Origin of the sequence: Flavobacterium gelidicaeli (assembly GCF_013294005.1) — a bacterium.
GTDB lineage: Bacteria > Bacteroidota > Bacteroidia > Flavobacteriales > Flavobacteriaceae > Flavobacterium.
In genome coordinates, this window is record NZ_JABSNK010000002.1 from 426,337 (window position 1) to 445,079 (window position 18,743).

16 protein-coding genes are annotated in these 18,743 nt (G+C 32.8%); 5 read left to right on the top strand and 11 right to left on the bottom strand.

Annotation, left to right across the window (positions count from 1 at the left end):
- The 4 genes from HNP99_RS04530 to HNP99_RS04545 form a co-directional block, all read right to left on the bottom strand.
- Positions 1–240: a FeoA family protein gene (locus HNP99_RS04530; RefSeq protein ID WP_026707881.1), complete on the bottom strand. Its 240-nt coding sequence runs from the start codon at positions 238–240 to the stop codon at positions 1–3.
- A gap of 650 nt (positions 241–890) precedes the next feature.
- On the bottom strand, positions 891–1,454 hold the full coding sequence (locus HNP99_RS04535) for a hypothetical protein (RefSeq protein WP_173851725.1): 564 nt from the start codon (positions 1,452–1,454) through the stop codon (positions 891–893).
- Positions 1,455–1,726: 272 nt separating this feature from the next.
- A complete protein-coding gene (locus HNP99_RS04540) occupies positions 1,727–2,314 on the bottom strand; it encodes a DUF6134 family protein (RefSeq protein WP_173851727.1) in 588 nt (195 codons plus the stop codon).
- Positions 2,315–2,440: 126 nt separating this feature from the next.
- Positions 2,441–3,106 (bottom strand): SCO family protein, encoded by a 666-nt coding sequence (locus tag HNP99_RS04545; protein WP_173851729.1) that lies wholly within the window; start codon positions 3,104–3,106, stop codon positions 2,441–2,443.
- Positions 3,107–3,246: 140 nt separating this feature from the next.
- Between HNP99_RS04545 and HNP99_RS04550 the strand changes: the two genes are divergently transcribed.
- The 4 genes from HNP99_RS04550 to HNP99_RS04565 all read left to right on the top strand — a co-directional run bounded on the left by HNP99_RS04550 (position 3,247) and on the right by HNP99_RS04565 (position 9,426).
- On the top strand, positions 3,247–5,310 hold the full coding sequence (locus HNP99_RS04550) for a M13 family metallopeptidase (protein ID WP_173851731.1): 2,064 nt from the start codon (positions 3,247–3,249) through the stop codon (positions 5,308–5,310).
- A 175-nt stretch (positions 5,311–5,485) separates the two neighbouring features.
- Positions 5,486–7,549 (top strand): M13 family metallopeptidase, encoded by a 2,064-nt coding sequence (locus HNP99_RS04555; protein WP_173851733.1) that lies wholly within the window; start codon positions 5,486–5,488, stop codon positions 7,547–7,549.
- A gap of 683 nt (positions 7,550–8,232) precedes the next feature.
- Positions 8,233–8,775, top strand: a complete 543-nt coding sequence (locus HNP99_RS04560; RefSeq protein ID WP_173851735.1) for a DUF3575 domain-containing protein — start codon at positions 8,233–8,235, stop codon at positions 8,773–8,775.
- Between the two features lie 3 nt (positions 8,776–8,778).
- A complete protein-coding gene (locus HNP99_RS04565; protein WP_173851737.1) occupies positions 8,779–9,426 on the top strand; it encodes a hypothetical protein in 648 nt (215 codons plus the stop codon).
- 160 nt (positions 9,427–9,586) lie between these two features.
- On the opposite strand, the gene HNP99_RS04570 is transcribed toward HNP99_RS04565, so the two are convergent.
- From HNP99_RS04570 to HNP99_RS04590, 5 genes are all read right to left on the bottom strand, one after another.
- A complete protein-coding gene (locus tag HNP99_RS04570) occupies positions 9,587–10,531 on the bottom strand; it encodes a DMT family transporter (RefSeq protein WP_173851739.1) in 945 nt (314 codons plus the stop codon).
- A gap of 1 nt (position 10,532) precedes the next feature.
- Positions 10,533–11,357, bottom strand: coding sequence for an SDR family oxidoreductase (locus tag HNP99_RS04575; protein WP_173851741.1), 825 nt, complete (start codon positions 11,355–11,357; stop codon positions 10,533–10,535).
- A 271-nt stretch (positions 11,358–11,628) separates the two neighbouring features.
- Positions 11,629–14,022, bottom strand: a complete 2,394-nt coding sequence (locus tag HNP99_RS04580; protein WP_254596820.1) for a M28 family peptidase — start codon at positions 14,020–14,022, stop codon at positions 11,629–11,631.
- A 24-nt stretch (positions 14,023–14,046) separates the two neighbouring features.
- Positions 14,047–14,394 (bottom strand): hypothetical protein, encoded by a 348-nt coding sequence (locus HNP99_RS04585; RefSeq protein WP_173851743.1) that lies wholly within the window; start codon positions 14,392–14,394, stop codon positions 14,047–14,049.
- Positions 14,394–15,920, bottom strand: a complete 1,527-nt coding sequence (locus HNP99_RS04590) for a carbon-nitrogen hydrolase family protein (RefSeq protein WP_173851745.1) — start codon at positions 15,918–15,920, stop codon at positions 14,394–14,396. Before HNP99_RS04590 ends, HNP99_RS04585 begins: the two co-directional genes overlap by 1 nt.
- Before the next feature lie 213 nt (positions 15,921–16,133).
- Here HNP99_RS04590 and HNP99_RS04595 point away from each other — a divergent pair, with 213 nt between their 5' ends.
- Complete coding sequence (locus tag HNP99_RS04595; RefSeq protein ID WP_173851747.1) at positions 16,134–16,466, top strand: single-stranded DNA-binding protein; 333 nt, start codon at positions 16,134–16,136, stop codon at positions 16,464–16,466.
- A 79-nt stretch (positions 16,467–16,545) separates the two neighbouring features.
- Here the strand turns inward: HNP99_RS04595 and HNP99_RS04600 are convergent, their stop codons facing one another.
- Complete coding sequence (locus HNP99_RS04600; protein ID WP_173851749.1) at positions 16,546–17,805, bottom strand: OmpA family protein; 1,260 nt, start codon at positions 17,803–17,805, stop codon at positions 16,546–16,548.
- A gap of 244 nt (positions 17,806–18,049) precedes the next feature.
- Complete coding sequence (locus tag HNP99_RS04605) at positions 18,050–18,739, bottom strand: HAD family hydrolase (RefSeq protein ID WP_173851751.1); 690 nt, start codon at positions 18,737–18,739, stop codon at positions 18,050–18,052.
- Between the last annotated feature and the right edge of the window lie 4 nt (positions 18,740–18,743).

An 18,743-nucleotide genomic window follows, 5' to 3' on the forward strand; every position in this document is an offset into this window, starting at 1 on the left:
TTAAAGTTGGATTTTGATTAATTCAACTTCTATTTCGGCTGCCGTTTCTACACGAATGGCTAAATGAGAGCCATTAATATCCAAATACAAAGGATCACCAAAGGGTGCTATTTGTAACAACTCCACAGTATTGCCAGGCAAACAACCCATTTCAAGTAGTTTCAATGGAATAACATCTATATCAAAATCTTTGATAATGGCTTTCTCTCCTTTTTTTAGTGAATTTATCGTGGTACGCAAGTCTTATTTAGATTGAATTAAGATTGCAAAAATACGGATTATAAAAGAAAAACGAATGATATTTATCATTTTTATGGCTGTTTCAGGGAAATTGGCTGAAGATTAACAAAGCTCTTGGTTTGAGCTGCAATAGTAGTAGCAAGATTAGTGATTCGTTACCGGAATGTAGGTACGCAGTCATTAATTTTTGGGATAGTTAGTGTAGCACTGTTCAACTACAGCTACTGAAAACAGCAGTAATATTTATGGTTGCAAAACTCGCAAAATAGGCTCCTGTTTTTTCTCCAAATTTATACTTTGTATTCATTTAATTAATATTGTGTTTTCCCCCGCTCTCCGAAGTATTCATTGCTACCGCTGCGCAAATGTCTCCGACTTTGCGCCCAGTCCGATTAGCCTTTACAACATCTTAATAACTATTGTATTTTGTAAATGACCAATTTTTCAAAAACATCCACTTTCGGATTATCCCTTTTTTCTATCTTAACTAACCCTGATCGAGCAAATTTGCAATCCATACCTACAAAGTATATCAGTAATTTAAAATAAATTTAAGGCAATAATACATACATTGCTCACTGTTAGGAATATGATGTTTTACAAATTAAAACTATTACAATTATAAATATCTTTTTTTCTAAATTTCACTTCTAGATTTTATGAATATATACTTTTATTAAATCACAATCAATTTTACTTAATTTACTTAAAGTTAACTTATAATGTGAATCTAAAGAATTTTTTGGCTTTATTTCAAGCGTTAATTCTTCATTTACGTAATTACTTAGTGAATGGATATAAAACATTCCCAACTCAGCCTTATTTTTTTCCTTAATATAAAAAGGGCCTTCATATATTCTTAGAACATTACTAAAATACATATAAATAATTCCCTCATCAAAGAAAAAACGAACGAATGATATTTGATTATTTCTATCTATAAAACCACTAGTTTTATAAAAACTAACTCTAATGTTTTTTGTATTAGGTAATAATTTTACATCATTGACCTCTTTAGGGTTTGGCAATTTTATAGCTGCCCAATATCCTAAAAACGGTAAGGAAAAAAGAAGGGTTGTTTTTACAATATCAATTAATTCTCTATTATTTTTAATTCCCCACGAATCCAGTGAACCTAAAATAAAAACTAAAATAAATACTACTAAAATACAACATAAAGCTAATCTATTAGCTTGTTTGGATAACTTTATCATTTATAGAATATTTTAATTATTTTTCAGCAATTTTTACTATTGGTATTTCAGCAATAACTGCCAACTTCTCCCCGCTCGTGCCTACAATCTAATTTATTTCAATTTCCAAAATTGTTTAGTCCTGATTACCATAATTTCTAACACTACTATATTTCCACTCTATAGGGTCTGCTAGAAAACTCGTTAGCAAATTTACAATCCATACCTACAAAGTATATCAGTAATTTAAAATAAATTTAAGGGACTAATACATACATTGCTAGCTGTCAACTTTATTTTCTCAAAGTAAATGTATAATCATACAGTACATGCTTCGTACTGCCTTGTTGCAACACACCATTGAGATAATCATAAGTTGTTTTCTCGTTATTGCTGGAATCGATAAAGAGGTAATTGTTTTGATCTATAGTTGTAATAGGACTAAAAACGGCTTCGAGCACGTCAAAATAAGGTTTGTTTACAACTGGTTTTTCAAAATACAACAAACAAGTCACATATTTGATAGGTTTATGGATAGTAGATTTTGTTCCTTTTCGGGTAATAGTGTATACGCAATTATTCTCAGTAATGGTGCTGTTGTCGTAGGGTTTGTTGTTTTTTTGTGAAATGTAAGTGCTAGATTGTAAAACGTTGTTCATGAATACTCCAACAAATGAAGTTGTAATGGTCGTTTTTCCAAAGAGAGAAATCACAGATTTGCTATTGAGTTTGTAGGTTGTTTTGTCTCCTTCTATTAATTTTGAAACAGTTAATTTACCAACAGTATTCCCATTAACCGAAATATCATAAATGTGTTCCTGGTTTTGCGCATTGGTAAACAAACTAAATAACGAAAGTAATAGCGTGTAAAAATACTTCATGAAATAGTAACTTTTAAACATGAACTAGTAGATAGTAAGGTAATGTTAACGAGGATCTTCATTTCGTTCCTCCAATGAATTTCACCATATCTTGCTATAATCAATAATTGTATATTGTAAAGTGTTTTACTCTTTCGATAAAAAAGCAATATCTTCAATTAACTTTTTAATATCTTCTTTTTTGGTTCCGTCATAAAAACCGCGAACTCTTCTTTTTGCATCTACAAGAACAAAGTTTTCGGTGTGCACCATATCGTATAATTCACTTGGTTTTCCTAGTTTTACGGCTAGGTAGGATTTTCTTGCCATGGTATAAATTTCCTTTTTATCGCCTGTAACTAGATTCCACTTTTTATCATCTACACCGTATTTTTCGGCATACGCTTTTAAAACAGGAACACTATCGACCTCAGGAAATACAGTGTGAGAAAGCAACATTACCTTGGGGTTATTGATAATAGCTTTTTGAACTTCAAATAAATTTGCGGTCATTTTTGGACAAATAGAACCACAGGTGGTAAAGAAAAAATCGGCTACATATATTTTACCCTCATAATCTTTTTGAGTAATGGTTTTTCCGTTTTGATTGGTAAACGAAAAATCAGCAACGGTATGATACTTGCTAATGTACTGTACGGTGCTGTCTACTAATTCAGGGTTCACATCAGCTGGATTGAATATAGGTAAACTTTTACTAGGCTTTAATGCGTTGTAAAACAAATACAAAGTTATGGTTGAGAAGACTATGAAAACACCAAAGAAGATTCGGTATTTTTTAAAAATAGATTTCATAAAAAAAATAATTTAAGCAAAAATACAAAAAACAAACCTTTTTTTACTTGCTTTTAACATGGAGAATTTCGTTTGTAAATTTAACATTTATTAAAAGTTTTATCAATAGCTTTGTGATACTAATCAAACAAACATAATAGATGAAAAATTACTTCAATAAGCCTTTGCTTTTTGTGATTCCCGCAATTATTGGGTTTTCGGAAATGCAAGCGCAAACTAAAGAAGCGATTAAGGAACCTGGGATTAACACCACGTTCTTTGATACTAAAGTTAAGCCTGCCGATAATTTCTTTAGATACGTTAACGGAACTTGGCTTGATAAAACTGAAATTCCAAGTGATAGAACTTCATGGGGGAGTTTTAACGAATTGCTTAAAAAGACTGATGCAGACGCATTAGCAATTTTAAAAGAGGCATCTAAAAACCCACAATACAAGTCAAATACTGATCAAGGAAAAGCGATCAATTTGTACAGCACTATTTTAGATACTGTAGCGAGAAACAAACAAGGGATTACACCTTTGAAACCGTATTTAGCTAAAATTGATAAAGTAAAAAACATTCAAGATTTACAAAAATTGTTAATCGAAATGGAACCTATTGGTGGAATAGGATTTTTTGGTGTTGGTGTTGGAGCCGATGATAAAGATAGTTCTAAAAACTCTTTAAATCTTGGCGTAAGCGGATTAGGTTTGCCTGACAAAGATTACTACACATCAGAAGAAAAAGACACTAAAGAAAAAAGAGAGAAATACGAATTGCATATTGCAAGAATGTTACAGTTTACAGGAGAAACTCCTGCTGAAGCTAAAGCAAATGCAACTAAGGTTTTAGCTTTAGAAAAAGAATTGTCTAGTCCACGTCTTGATAGAGTAGAGCGAAGAGATGGTAGATTGCAATACAACCCAATGACTATTGCTGATTTGCAAAAGATAACACCAGCTATAAACTGGAAAAATTATTTTGACGGAATTGGTTTTACAAAATTAGATAGTGTAATTGTTTCTGAACCTAAATACATGAAAGCGTTACAAACTATTCTTGCTGAGAATAATGTTTCGGCTTGGAAAGAATACATGAAATGGGATTTGATCAACAGTGCTTCGGGATTGTTGTCAACGGATATTGAGTCGGCTAATTTTGATTTCTACGGAAAAACTTTAACTGGAGCAATCAAGCAAAGACCACGTGAAGACAGAGCATTGCAAACAGTAAACGGAACTATAGGTGAAGCTTTAGGTAAATTATATGTTGAAAAAATGTTTCCTGCTGAAGCAAAAGAAAAAGCAGAGAAAATGATTAAAAACATTATTACTGCTTACCAAAATAGAATTAGTAACCTTCCTTGGATGTCTGCTGAAACTAAAACGAAGGCAATCGAGAAATTGAATAAAATCACGATTAAAATAGGGTATCCTGACAAATGGAAAGATTATTCTAAATTAGAAATTAAAAGTATTGCTGACGGTGGAAACTACCTTGGGAATATTAAAAATCTAACAAAATGGAATTTCCAAAAAGGAATTGATAAGTTAAACGAACCAGTTGATAAGACTGAATGGTACATGTCTCCACAAACGGTAAATGCTTATTACAACCCATCTTATAACGAAATTGTTTTTCCAGCAGCAATATTACAACCGCCTTTTTACAATTACCAAGCTGATGAAGCTGTTAATTATGGTGGTATAGGAGCCGTAATTGGTCATGAAATCTCTCATGGTTTTGATGATTCGGGAGCGCGTTACAATGCTGATGGTAATCTTGTAGACTGGTGGACAGCAGAAGATTTGACACGTTTTACAGCCTTAGGAACTGCTCTTGCTGATCAATACAGTGCTTTAGAACCTTTACCTGGCGTACACGTTGACGGGAAATTTACTTTAGGGGAGAACATTGGAGATTTAGGTGGTGTAAATGCCGCTTATGATGGTTTGCAATTGTATCTAAAAGAAAATAAAAACCCAGGACTTATTGACGGATTCACTCCTGAACAACGTTTCTTTATCTCATGGGCAACAGTTTGGCGTACTAAAATGCGTGATGAAGCAATAAAAAATCAAGTAAAAACAGACCCACATTCTCCTGGAATGTATAGAGCGTATGTTCCTGTACAAAATGTAGATGCTTTTTACCAAGCATTCGATATTAAAAAAGGTGACGGTATGTTTATCGAGCCAGAAAAAAGAGTTAAAATCTGGTAATATTTTTATCAAATTAAATCCCAAGTCTAACAGCTTGGGATTTTTTTATATGTTAATTTTTTGTAACATAATGAGGCAACTGGAGACTAATTAATTTCGGATTTATCACCACTGATAATGTGATAAGAGTAGTTAGTTTGCTTTTCTACTCGAATACTAATTTAAACGAAACAAAATGAATAACAATTTCAAAAAACCACTTCTTTTTGTAATTCCAGCACTTTTTGCTATTACAACAAGTCAAGCACAAACTAAAACTCCTGAAAAAGAGCCCGGGATTAATGTTAACTACATGGACAAGGCGGTGAAGCCGAGTACTGATTTTTTTAGATATGTAAACGGAACTTGGTTAGACAATACCGAAATTCCTTCGGATAGAACTCGTTGGGGAAGCTTTGATGCGTTAAGACAAAGAACAGATGAGGATGCTTTGGCTATTTTAAAAGAAGCAGTTAACAATCCTAAATACAAATCAGATACGGATCAAGGAAAAGCAATTAATCTTTATAAAACGATCTTAGATACTGTAGGCCGTAATAAATTAGGAATTGCTCCATTGAAGCCGTACTTAAAAAAAATTGATGCGGTTAAAAGTACTAAGGATTTAGAAGCGTTATTAATCGAAATGGAACCGTTGGGCGGAATCGGTTTTTTTGGTGCTAACGTAGGTTCTGACGCTAAAAATAGTGATAGAAACGTACTGAGCGTTGGGCCTGGTGGAGTAGGTTTGCCAGATAGAGATTATTATGTTTCTGATGATGCCGACTCAAAAGAAAAAAGAGAGAAGTACGTGCTTCATGTTACTAAGATGTTGGGTTTTCTTGGCGAAAAGCCAGCGGAAGCAAAAGTGAACGCAGAAAAAATTCTTGCTTTAGAAACCGAGATGTCAAAACCAAGATTTGACCGTGTAGAAAGAAGAGATAGAAGAAAGTCTTACAATCCAATGACGGTAGCTGATTTGCAAAAATTAACACCATCTATTAATTGGAATAACTATTTTACTAAAATAGGCTTTAAAAATGTGGATTCTTTGATCGTTTCGCAACCAAAATACATGGTCGCTTTAGAAACAATTTTGAAAGAAAACAAAGTAAGCGACTGGAAAGAATACATGCGCTGGGCCTTATTAAATAGAGCATCAAGTCAATTGTCTACTGATATTGAAAATGCTAATTTTGATTTTTATGGTAAAACATTAACCGGTGCGGTAAAACAAAGACCAAGCGACGAAAGAGCGTTGCAAGTAATCAATGGTAGAATAGGAGAGGCTTTGGGAAAATTGTATGTAGAGAAAAAGTTTCCGGCTGAAGCCAAAGCCAAAGCAGAGAAAATGATCAAGAATATCTTTGTAGCTTTTGAAAACCGAATCAACAATCTTGCTTGGATGTCACCAGAAACTAAAGTAAGTGCCGTTGCAAAATTACATAAATCAGTTATAAAAATAGGGTATCCTGATAAATGGAAAGACTATTCGGCTTTAGTAATTAAAGGCCCTGAAGAAGGTGGAACTTATTTTGAGAATACTAAAAATATGGCCAAATGGATTTATGAGAAAGACTTAGTTGACTTATATCAACCAGTTGATAAAACCAGATGGGGAATGTCTCCACAAACAGTAAATGCATATTATAATCCATCTTATAACGAGATTGTTTTTCCAGCAGCAATATTACAACCACCATTTTATAATTACCAAGCTGATGAAGCCGTAAACTATGGTGGAATAGGAGCTGTTATTGGTCACGAAATCTCTCATGGTTTTGATGATTCAGGTTCGCGATACAATGCCGAAGGTAATTTAGTAGACTGGTGGACTGCCGAAGATTCTAAACAATTTGCCGCGCTTACAGGTGCTTTAGCGGCACAATACAGTGCTTTAGAGCCTTTGCCTGGAACTTTTGTTGACGGTAAATTTACGTTAGGAGAGAACATTGGCGATTTAGGTGGAGTAAATGCAGCCTATGACGGTCTACAATTGTATTTAAAAGAAAACGGAAACCCAGGTTTAATTGATGGGTATACTCCGGAACAACGTTTCTTTATTTCTTGGTCAACAATCTGGCGTACTAAAATGCGTGATGAAGCGATAAAAAACCAAGTGAAAACAGATCCACATTCTCCTGGAATGTATCGTGCTTATGTGCCACTACAAAACATTGATACTTTCTATCAAGCATTTGATATTAAAGCAAATGACGGAATGTACATCGCTCCAGAAAAAAGAGTAAAAATCTGGTAGAAAATAGTCAGAATAAATTTAATCCCGAGTTTACACTCGGGATTTTTTTACTTACAAGGTAGTTTTTCTATCAATTTCTGTTACTTTAAAAGAGTCATTTTTGTTTCTTACGTAGTTGTCTTTATGTGTTGGCGTGTATAAAACCTTTACAGGACTGCCTTTCCAAATGATGTCTAGTTAAAGAGTCTTAAAACACAAATATTTTAAAATTTAAGTAAAAATCAATATGCTGTTTTAAATAAAGATGGGTATAGTGATTATACAAGTTTGTACATGTCGGTTGTATGACTTTAAGTCTTAGGATATGTAAACATACAGAGATCAAATTGCTTTTAAATAAATGCGAATAAAGCTTCTTATTCATTTTCTATTGAAGTCATGTCATTTAGATACAATTCCAAATAATATTTTATAATGTTTGCATTAATTAGTATTCTCAAACCCTTGAAATGATTTTTTTAGAATAGGTTATTTTAACGTCTTTATTATTATACGTAGAAATTTTCTTTCAAAGAGAATTAATTAGTATATTTGGCAAAATTATCAAAAAATAATATGATTTTCAAAAAATTGTAGTAAACATAAGTTAATCTTTTAAGAATTTTGAAGATTTCCCAAAAAACACTTCATATATTTTGTGTTGCAATAATTCTAAATTGTAAAATAAGTTTAAAAAATCTAGCATGAAAAATTATATTTACATTCTATTAATTTTGTTAATGTTTTCAAAATTATATTCGCAAGACGCTACATCAGTAGAAAAAAATCAAATTAAAATCAATTTGTTATTACCTGGTTTTGCTTACGAGCGTGGTTTTAATAAAAAACACACCTTGTATTCTGAACTTAGCTTTGGAATTGGGTATAGAAATAGTGACTTTTATGGTTCAGCTTGGTCATTTTACCCAAACATTACAGGACAATTTCGCCATTATTATAATTTAGAGAGAAGAGTCATTAAAGGAAAAGTAATTAAACACAATTCGGGTGGTTTTATTGCTTTGCATGCTAATTACAATTTTAAGCCACTTTCTAATGATAACTCTTATTCTTCAAATGAAACTTCATTCACTATTGCGCCTGTTTGGGGATTCCAACGGACTTACAGTAGTAATTTTAATTTAGGTCTTAATATAGGTCCTGGATATATAATAAATAGTTATTCTGAAGATAGTGGTTTTACTCCTGTTCTTAAATTTTCATTAGGATGGGTAATTGGTAAATAAGATATGAAAAAAACAGTTGTATTTCTCTTGATATTATTTTCAATCAACCTACAAGCGCAGCAAATTCGTGGTTTTGTAGGACTTGGCTCATATATAGATACTGATTTTAATAACTCCGTTTTCGGAAGTGCTAATATTGGTGTAGAGTTTAAAGTAGTTCGTGTTTTTAGACCAGAAATAGAGATAGGTGTTATGTACGGTACTCTAGAAACCTTAACTAATTATACGCCAACAGGGCTTGTAGAGAATATTTTTGAAAGAAAAACTTCTGCCATAAACTATAGTTTTTCTCCGAAAATTTATCTTGCTGACCCTGAGGATTCTGATAGTAGTTTATTTATTCGACCTAGATATACTTATTCCCGAGTGTTTGGAAGTACCGAACTTGCAAAAAGAAACCCAAGCGAATTGTCTAAACCAATAGTTGAAAAAAAATCAGCTAAAACATGGGATCAATCAATTGATATAGGAATTGGTATTTCTTTTAATTTTTCTGAAAAATATTATCATTCTGTAGATTTGATCTTGTACTACAACAATATAAATTTAGGAGACGCATTGAATACAATAGAGAGCAAAAGAAATATTAATACAAATGGTACGTTGGGATTAGGATTATTAGTGTATTTTGGAGGGAAAATAAATAATTAAGTTAAAAAGCCCCGAACTTTAATAAAATTCGGGGCTTTTTTTATAGCTTTCGCGAAAGCGGGATTTAGATGATCTCAGTTCGAGAGGATTCAATAAGACAATTGCATCTCGACTCCGCTAGATGTGGTAAAATTAAATAAATTGAGTAAGCTTCAATTAATTACTCTTTATTAGCTATGGCTAACTTGCGTGTTCTTCTTATGGAACGGTTAACCATAAATAAACCAAATAAGGTGATTGTGCCTCCTATGGCTATGGCTGCATTTAGGGATTCGCCAAAGAGTAAAGCGCCTAACAATATGGCAACTATAGGGTTGATGTACGCGTAAATACTACTGATTTCTGGCGGTAATTTTTGCAACATGTAGACATAAGCAATAAAAGAAGTTATTGACCCTACAATGACTAAATACGCAATCGCATACCAGGAAGTAGCAGGAATAGAACGCATGCTAACGGCCATCCCTGTGGTTTCGGTTATTGTTAATAGTAACGTACTCGATATAAACATTTGCAATCCTAAACTAAAATAAGGGTTAAATGTAGCGGCCTTTTTCTTAGTGTACAAACTACCAAACGCCCAAGTTATCGTTGCAATAATTGACAGCATAATCCCGAATCTAAAATCAGCTTGTAAAAAATCAGATAAATGATCATAAAAGATAACACAAACACCGCTAAAACTAACCACTAAACCTATAATCGCTAATCGGGCTAATTTTTCACCTCTAAAAAAAGTAATGATAACAATCCATAATGGGAAAATGGCGTTTAAGATCGCTCCCAGTCCGCTACTAATGTATTTTACTCCCCAAGTACTTAAACCGTTGCTAAGCGCAAAATTTAAGATACTCAAGATTAATATTGTTTTCCATTGTTTGCCTTTTGGCCAAGGTGCTTTTTTAAGTATGAAATAGAGGATGTATAATCCGCCACCTATAAATTGTCGTATTGCTGCAAGTTGTAGCGGAGGCATGTGTCTAACGCCTTCTTTGGATGCGATCCAAGTGGTTCCCCAACAGAAACAAACCACAGACAACGCGAGAATTGGTAGTCCGATGGTAGTAATACTCTTCGTGACTCTAGTTTTAATTTTTGTTACCACTTTAAAGTGTTGTATTGGTAAAAGTATAATTTAACATTTTTACTAATTTATCACTATCAATTATTTTACCAGCTGATGCTTCTTCGGTATTAAATGTTGGCGGAATCAAGTTTTTTTCTATCGCTTTTTGTGTGTAATATTCTTTACGAGTTGGGTGGTAAGGCGCTACGGCATTAAAATTTTCTCCCCAAGTATTCGTAGCAATAATTTTCAATATGATCCCAATGCAGTCTTTTTGATCAATAAGGTTTATTGGTGCATCTGGATTTGCTACATTTTCTTTTCCTGCTAAAAATCGTGCAGGATTTCGATCTTCGCCTATCAAACCGCCAAATCGCAGAATGGTTGTTTTAAAATGGTTGTTTTTATGTAACAATTCTTCAATTTCTAATAGCTGTTTACCACTTTCTGTAACAGGTTCTGGTTTTGTGTTTTCATTTACAGTAGTATTTACATCGCCATAAACTGCTGTAGAACTCACAAACAGTAAGTTTTTAACAGATGAGGTTGCGACAAAAGGCAATAAATTTTCAATTTTCTTTACAAATGAATGTGCATTCGCATCCGAGTAGTCTTTATTTTTTCCTCGTAATTTAGGTGGAATAGCAATAATTAATGTGTCACTTCCTGCTAAGAAATCAGGAAGATTATCAGGAGTACCATTGATTTCTAACGCGAACACATAGGGTTTAATTCGTACTTTTTCTAATAATGCTATTTTATCTATAGAAGTAGTTGAACCTTTTACGGTAAATTCTTTTTCAATTAAAGCTTTCGCCAAAGGCAAGCCCAACCATCCGCAACCTAAAATGCTAATTTGTTTCATAGTACACTCAATATAAGTTGCAAAAATAGTGTAAATCAATAGTATTTATACTAATAACTGAACAATATAGTCCAGCCTAGTTTTTGTAACGTTAAGCTCTGTCTATATGTTATTAGTGGTTTTAGTATAGGCTTGTACTGTTTTATAAATAGCATTAGTAGATGTTAAAATTCGAAAATATTTTTTTTAAAATAAAACCTCAAATTCACTTTTATAAGGAGTGAATTTGAGGTTAATTTCATTTTTAAAATACGGTCATCAATTGATAGGCTTATTGTACTGAGCTATCAATTACTTTTAAAACAGCTGTTTGGGGAATATTTTTGGTAATTGATGCAGTATTTTCAGGATTTTGTACTTTAATTGTGGTTGGTTTAATTTTTTCTGAAAGCACTACTGCGTCAGTCAATACAAAAGGTGTTGGCATCATCCAGCTGGCTCTTTTTGCCATTTGAAATAAAGGATTTTGCATTAAATCAAATGAGGACTCCATTAATTCCATGTCTAACACTGTTGTTTTAGGTATCGAAAATTCCATTATTAAAGGTTCGTTGTCAACAACATAGTAGCTTAGTAATCTTCGTCCTTTTCGGTTAAATTCAGTTCCTTTTTGCTCTAATTGGATTGCTCCATTAGCTTTAAAATTTTGGAATTTCATTTTTTCATCTGCAAAAATATCATAACGGTTTACTTTTCGAGTAGGAGCAATTTTTATTTTTAAATAACGGTTATCGCCTACAGCGGAGTCTTTAAGAAAGGTGATGTATGGTTTCGAAATATTTTTAAGAGGGGCATGGGCAACATAGGAAAAACCAGAATTGTATTTACTGTATAAGAGGTTTTTATTGATTGTTGTTGCTTCTTTTGGGTTTTTACCAAGATAGTTTTTTGTCCAGAAATCTAAGTTCTTATCGTAGGTTGCCCAATGTGCTTTTTTAGTATCCGCATTATAAAGGTATACCAAGCTGTTTGATTTGGCTTTGCCTGCTTCATATCCAGAGTAATAATGTGCTTTCGCAAAAAATACAAAGCTGACCAATAAGAAAAGCAATGACCAAATCCCTTTTTTGCTAAAAGCGCCAAAAATAGGAAGAAGTAATGCAAAAGTTAAAACCGTTAATACAGCACTACCGTAAAGTATTTTTAAACCCAAACCAATGGGTAGCATTTGTATTAGTGGTGCAATCAATAGTAAGGCTGGAATTGCTAATAATAGATTCAACAGATAACCTGATTTTTGAGTAATTATAAAATAAGCAAAACTTAATAACCCACAAAAAACAGGAATGATTAAAAATCCAGCTCCTTTTAAATAAATTGCTAAGGTTGCATTAATTATTATCCATAAAAATAATGGCGCGACGTAATGATTCATTGTAAGTTTCTCAATAGAAAAAAGCTGATAAAACGCAAAACTTATTCCTATACTCAATGCTACAAAGGCTGCAATGTATTCATGACCATTATAGGTAAAACCGTTAAGTAAGTCGTTGTATTGTGGATAGAATAATAAAAGTAATTGCCAGCTAATAAATACAGTAAAAAACGTAGTAATGATAGCTCCTAAAAGCGGTAAAAAACCTTTTATAATTTCCGTAAAGCTTAATAATTTTTTGCCAAGACCTACAAAAATAAAGAGTATAAATAATCCAAAAGCGATAATTACCATTGGAGTAACCCAGCTAAAAGGATAATTAATTAAATTATAGGGTATACTAAAGTAGATGTTGTCTTGTGTAGTGGGTGTGGTGTCTAAATTAACATTTGAAAAATAATTTAGCAATGGCATTAGGTAAGCACCTTGATGAGCAAGGCTGCTTTTGTCAAGATTTTGGATATTATCTTGTGCGGTATGGTAATTATAGTGGCCATCTATGAAAGCAAAATTATAGCCTTCGATATTTCCTTTTTCTCTAAAAACGGTTAGATCAGTATCGTTAGGTAGCATTTTGTAGATACTATACATAAGGGAGTTTGTTACTGGAAAAGTTGTTCCTGCAGCGGTGAATTCTTTAACGAGATCTGAATTACCGTTATTCGTTTCCATTAGCATGTAACTAGGTCCTGATGACCCTCTGGCCTCAAAGTTTAAAACGATACCTACCTCTTTTGCCCATTGATGTTTAGTTACAAATAAAGCCGCACCATTAAGCCCTAATTCTTCGGCATCAGTAAAGAGTATAATGATGTCATTTTTATGCGGTTTTTTGTTGTGTTGAAAAGCACGAATACCTTCAAGTATTGTAGCTACTCCTGAACCAGCATCGCTAGCGCCTTTAGAAAAGGAATGTGGAGCACTGTCATAATGAGATAATAAGACTATTGCTTTGCTGTTAGACGTTCCTTTTATACGTGCAAGAATGTTTTTGGATTTTACTAAATTTCCCCAATCGGTAAGTGTGTATCCTTTTTGAACACTTGTTTCTAGTCCTAATTCATTTAATCTTGCTTGAAGATAGCGTGCGACTTCTTCATGATTTTTTGAACCTACATAATGGGGTTCTTTTGCAATTGCTTCTACTTGTGTAAAAGCCCTATCAGTAGAGAACTCTGATAACGTGCTGATGTCGTTAGTTGTCCATTGCGGCATCATTGTAAAATAGGTTATTCCTAGGATTAACAGAATAAATAAAACGCTTATTAGCGAGGTGAAACTTTTTTTCATGGGTTATGATTGGGGTTGTGGTATTTAAATGTCTTTTTTTACAAGCATTATGTAATCATTATCCAGTAGCATGTAGCCTTGATCGTATAGGAAGTAGTAGGTGTTTCCTGTTTTGGTGTTTAAGATGTTAGTAAAAAAAACAAAATCAAAACCCTTGCTAAGTAATTTAGCTCGGGTTGTTTTTGATTTTCCTTCGATATTGATTTCAGATAGTATGCGGTAGTTTTTGCGTAATTTATTGTTAATATTACGCATGAAATTATTACTGTCTTTGTTTATTTTGTTGTTATAGGCATTGCGACAGCCATCACTACAAAACTTTTTGTCTTCCCGACCCACAATTTTTTCACCGCATTCTAAGCAATTTTTCATCATTTTAATTTTTTCAAACTATACAGATCGTGTCGTCGGTCTTTCATAGTGTTTACACTTCCATGTTCGTGTAGTTCTTTTAGTAAGTTCATGTCTACATCAACAATTAATGTCATTTCGGTATTTGGTGTTGCTTCTGCTTTAACACCGTTACTTGGAAAAGCAAAATCTGATGGCGTAAAAACCGCAGCTTGTGCATACTGGATATCCATATTATTTACTTTAGGTAAGTTACCTACACAGCCTGCAATGGCAACATAGCATTCGTTTTCAATTGCTCTTGCTTGTGCGCAATGCTTTACACGAGTATATCCATTTTGGGTATCTGTTAAGAAAGGGACAAATAAAATATTCATTCCTTGGTCAGCCATTAATCTAGAAAGTTCTGGGAACTCAACATCATAGCAAATTACGATACCTACTTTACCGCAGTCTGTATCAAATGTTTGAATGACATCACCGCCAGTAATTCCCCAATGGAAAACTTCGTTTGGAGTAATGTGGATTTTACGGTACATTTCGTTTGTACCATCACGCTTACAAAGAAAACCAACGTTGTAAACATGTTCGTTTTCAATAAAAGGCATGCTTCCAGTAATGATATTGATATTGTAGGAAATAGCAAATTCTTGAAATTTTAATCTTACAGCCTCAGTATGTTTAGCTAGTTCTCTAATCGCCTCTGCTTCGGATAAGTGATTGAAATCAGCCATTAAGGGAGCTGTAAAAAACTCAGGGAATAAAGCAAAATCACTTCCATAGCCTGAAACGGCATCAATAAAAAATTCAGCTTGTTCAAAAAGTGATTCTAAATTAGGTAACGAACGCATTTGCCATTGGATTAATCCAAGTCTAACGACACTTTTAGTAGTGTTGATTAATTTAGGGCTGTCATCATAGTAAATATTATTCCATTCTAATAGCACTGCATATTCTAATGATTCAGTATCTCCTTCTAAATAATTCTTAAGCACACGTAGTTCGTGAAAATCATTGCTTAATTGAAAAGACAGAACGGGATCATAAACCTCTTTTTTCTTTACTTTTTCAATGTATACTTTAGGTGTGATTTCATTTTTATATTTTCCATAATTCGGAATTCGACCTGCAAAAATGATGGATTTTAAATTTAATTGTTCACACAACTCTTTTCTAACATCATACAAACGTCTCCCTAATCGAAGACCACGATACTGTGGGTTAATGAATACGTCAATTCCGTATAGTACTTCCCCAAGAGGGTTGTGAGTAGAAAAAGTAAAGTTACCAGTTACGGCTTTATAAGTTCTAGTTTTAAAAGCATATTCTTCTGTAACTAATAGGGATAGAGCAGAACCAACAACAATACCATCTACAACAATTACTAATTGTCCTTCAGGGAACTTTTGTAATAAAAGTTCTATTTGATCTTCTTTCCAAAACGATTCGGCCATTTCTGGATACGACTGAATCATTGATTTTTTTAATTCTTTGTAATCGTCAATTTGTAGATTACGTAATTCTATTGATTTAATATTTGTTGGCATAAATGTCTTATAATTTTAGCTAATTTACGAAAAAAAATAGCCATTTACAAACGTTTACAATTATTTACAACCGAAAGTAATTGATTGCTAACCGAATAAAATTTTGATTGTGTAGCATCTTTGCATTGTTGGAATCGATTAATAATGATTTCGATATTATAATCCACAAAAATCTGAAATGAGTTCAGATTAACACATTTAAATTTATACGCCATGAATGCATTAAGAAACAAAGTTCAACTAATTGGACATTTAGGAAACGATCCAGAAATCAAGAATTTTGATGGAGGAAAAAAATTAGCCAATTTTACTTTGGCAACAAATGAAAGTTATAAAAATGAAAAAGGAGAAAAAGTAGAGGAGACCCAGTGGCATAGAGTGATCGCTTGGGGTAAAACGGCTGAGTTGATCGAGAAATATGTTACAAAAGGTAAAGAAATAGCGGTTGAAGGTAAATTAACGCATAGGAGCTATGATGATAAGAACGGGGAGAAGCGTTATGTGACAGAAGTTGTTGTAAGCGAACTACTTTTACTAGGTAAGTAATTTTTGCTTAGAATTTGTTTCATAAAAAAAGCCCTAAAAGGAATTTCCTTTTAGGGCTTTTATGTATTCTAAGAAAGAATTATTTTACTCTGAAAGTAACTCTTCTTACTAATTTTCTAGCTAATTCTGAATCTTTATCTACAGAAGTATCTTCACCAGCTGCAACAACTTTTAATCTTGATGCATCAACATTAGCTTTAAGTAAAATTCCTTTTACTGTTTCAGCTCTTGTATTAGATAGTTTGTCGTTGTAAGCAGTTCTTCCAATTTCGTCAGCGTGACCAATGATCTCAACTGAAGAAGAAGGGTTGTTTCTTAAGTAAGTTAATATGAAGTCAATTCCTTCAGTAGAAACATTTGTTGGAGTAGATTTGTTAAAATCAAAATATGTAGCAACATATCCACCGTTGATTAATTTAGTAATTAATTCGTTGTTGTTTAAAACTGGATTGTTGTCCGTTTTGCTACCGTAAGTTTTTAATAAATAACTTTCTAATTCGTCAGGAACGTTATTGTTGTTTAAGTCAATAGCTCTACCTTTAGAATCTACCATTACACCAGAAACAGTGTTTGGCTCTAAATCTAAATAATCAGCAATACCATCTTGATCAGAATCAATCAACATAGTTTCTAATGTGTCAACTCTATTTGTTAAAGCTAAAACGTCTTTATCAATTAAAGTAACCCAGTCAGCATGTTTTGCTTGTTTTCCTAAGTATACAGTTACACCAACAGTACCATTAAAAAGTAATCCTTCAAAACCTCTTGAATTAGCTCTTACATTACCATCAAATGCAGCATCTTGACTTGCGTTAAAGATAGTTGTGAAATCACCTGTTAAAGCAATTCTGTTAGAGATTTTAATTTGTCCAGTTACACCAGCCATAAAATTACCCATTCTGTCTTTTACTGCAGATTTTTGATCTTCTAACTGCGCTAATCCAAAACCAGCATGTCCTAATAAACCAATTGTATTAGTCCAAGTTTCAAAGTTCATGATTCTACCTAAGTTAGCTACTGCTTGTAAATCTGCTCTGTAGTATTTAGTATCGAAATCAGCTGAACCGCTTTTTCCTTCAAAACTGTTGTAACCAACATCAGCTTTTAAACCGAATTTGTTGTTAAACATGTATCTTACTCCTAAATCAATAACGTAAGGGCTTGGAGTTGAAGTGTAATAACCTGAAGTGAATGGTTTTTGTGCTTTGTTTACACCACCTGCTACTTCAACAGACCATTTGTTGTATTCTTCGTTTTCTGTTTTTTTCTCAGTTGTTGTCTGAGCACTAATTGTTGAAAATGCCGAAGCAAAAACAAGCGAAAGTATTAATTTTTTCATTTTTTTCTGGTTTTAAATTTCCAGCAAAAATACGACATATTGTTTAATCAGAAATTTCTATGTTATAATTATGTAATATTTAGGTATAATTCCACAAATAACACTACTTGGCTATCATATTGATAGTTTTTTAGGTTTTTTTTTAGTAAAAATGAATTTTTAACCGTGCAAATTATTAATAATAATTGAGATTATGAATTTCTAACAAGGTTTTTTTTAATATAATTATCTTAAAAGCGTCTGTTTAGGTCAGTTTAACTAGGACATGATTGATTTTTGGGTAGGTTGAAAAGTTAATATGCTCAATTTTGTGATTTATTTTTTCATGTGCCCAAGTAGTATGAAAAGGAACGTGAACAGCATGGCCTCCAATTTCTAAGACAGGCAATATATCCGATTTTAATGAGTTTCCTATCATAAAAAATTCTTCGGGTTTTATATCGAGTCTTTTAATAAGGTCTAAATAATCAATTTCTTGCTTGTCCGACATTACTTCTATATGATGAAAATATTTTCCTAATCCTGATTTATGTAACTTTCGTCTTTGATCCAGTAGGTCACCTTTTGTAGCAACTACTAATTTGTATTTACCATATAACGCATCAAGTGTTTCCTCTACACCTTCTAATAACTCTATTGGCTTTTCGGCTAATTCTTTTCCGTATTGTATGATCTTTTCAATATATTCTACAGGAATGGTGTTGTTTGAAATAGCCATTGCAGCCTCTATCATTGACAAGATGTATCCCTTAATTCCATAACCATAAGTAGGTAGGTTATTAATTTGTGTTTTAAATAACTCTTGTGATATGCTTTGTTTAGAGTGATAATCACTCATTAAGGTGCAGAACTTTTCTTCAGCTTCAGCAAAATAAGTTTCGTTGACAAATAGTGTGTCGTCAGCATCAAAGGCTATTACTTTAAAATTAGTCATGTTG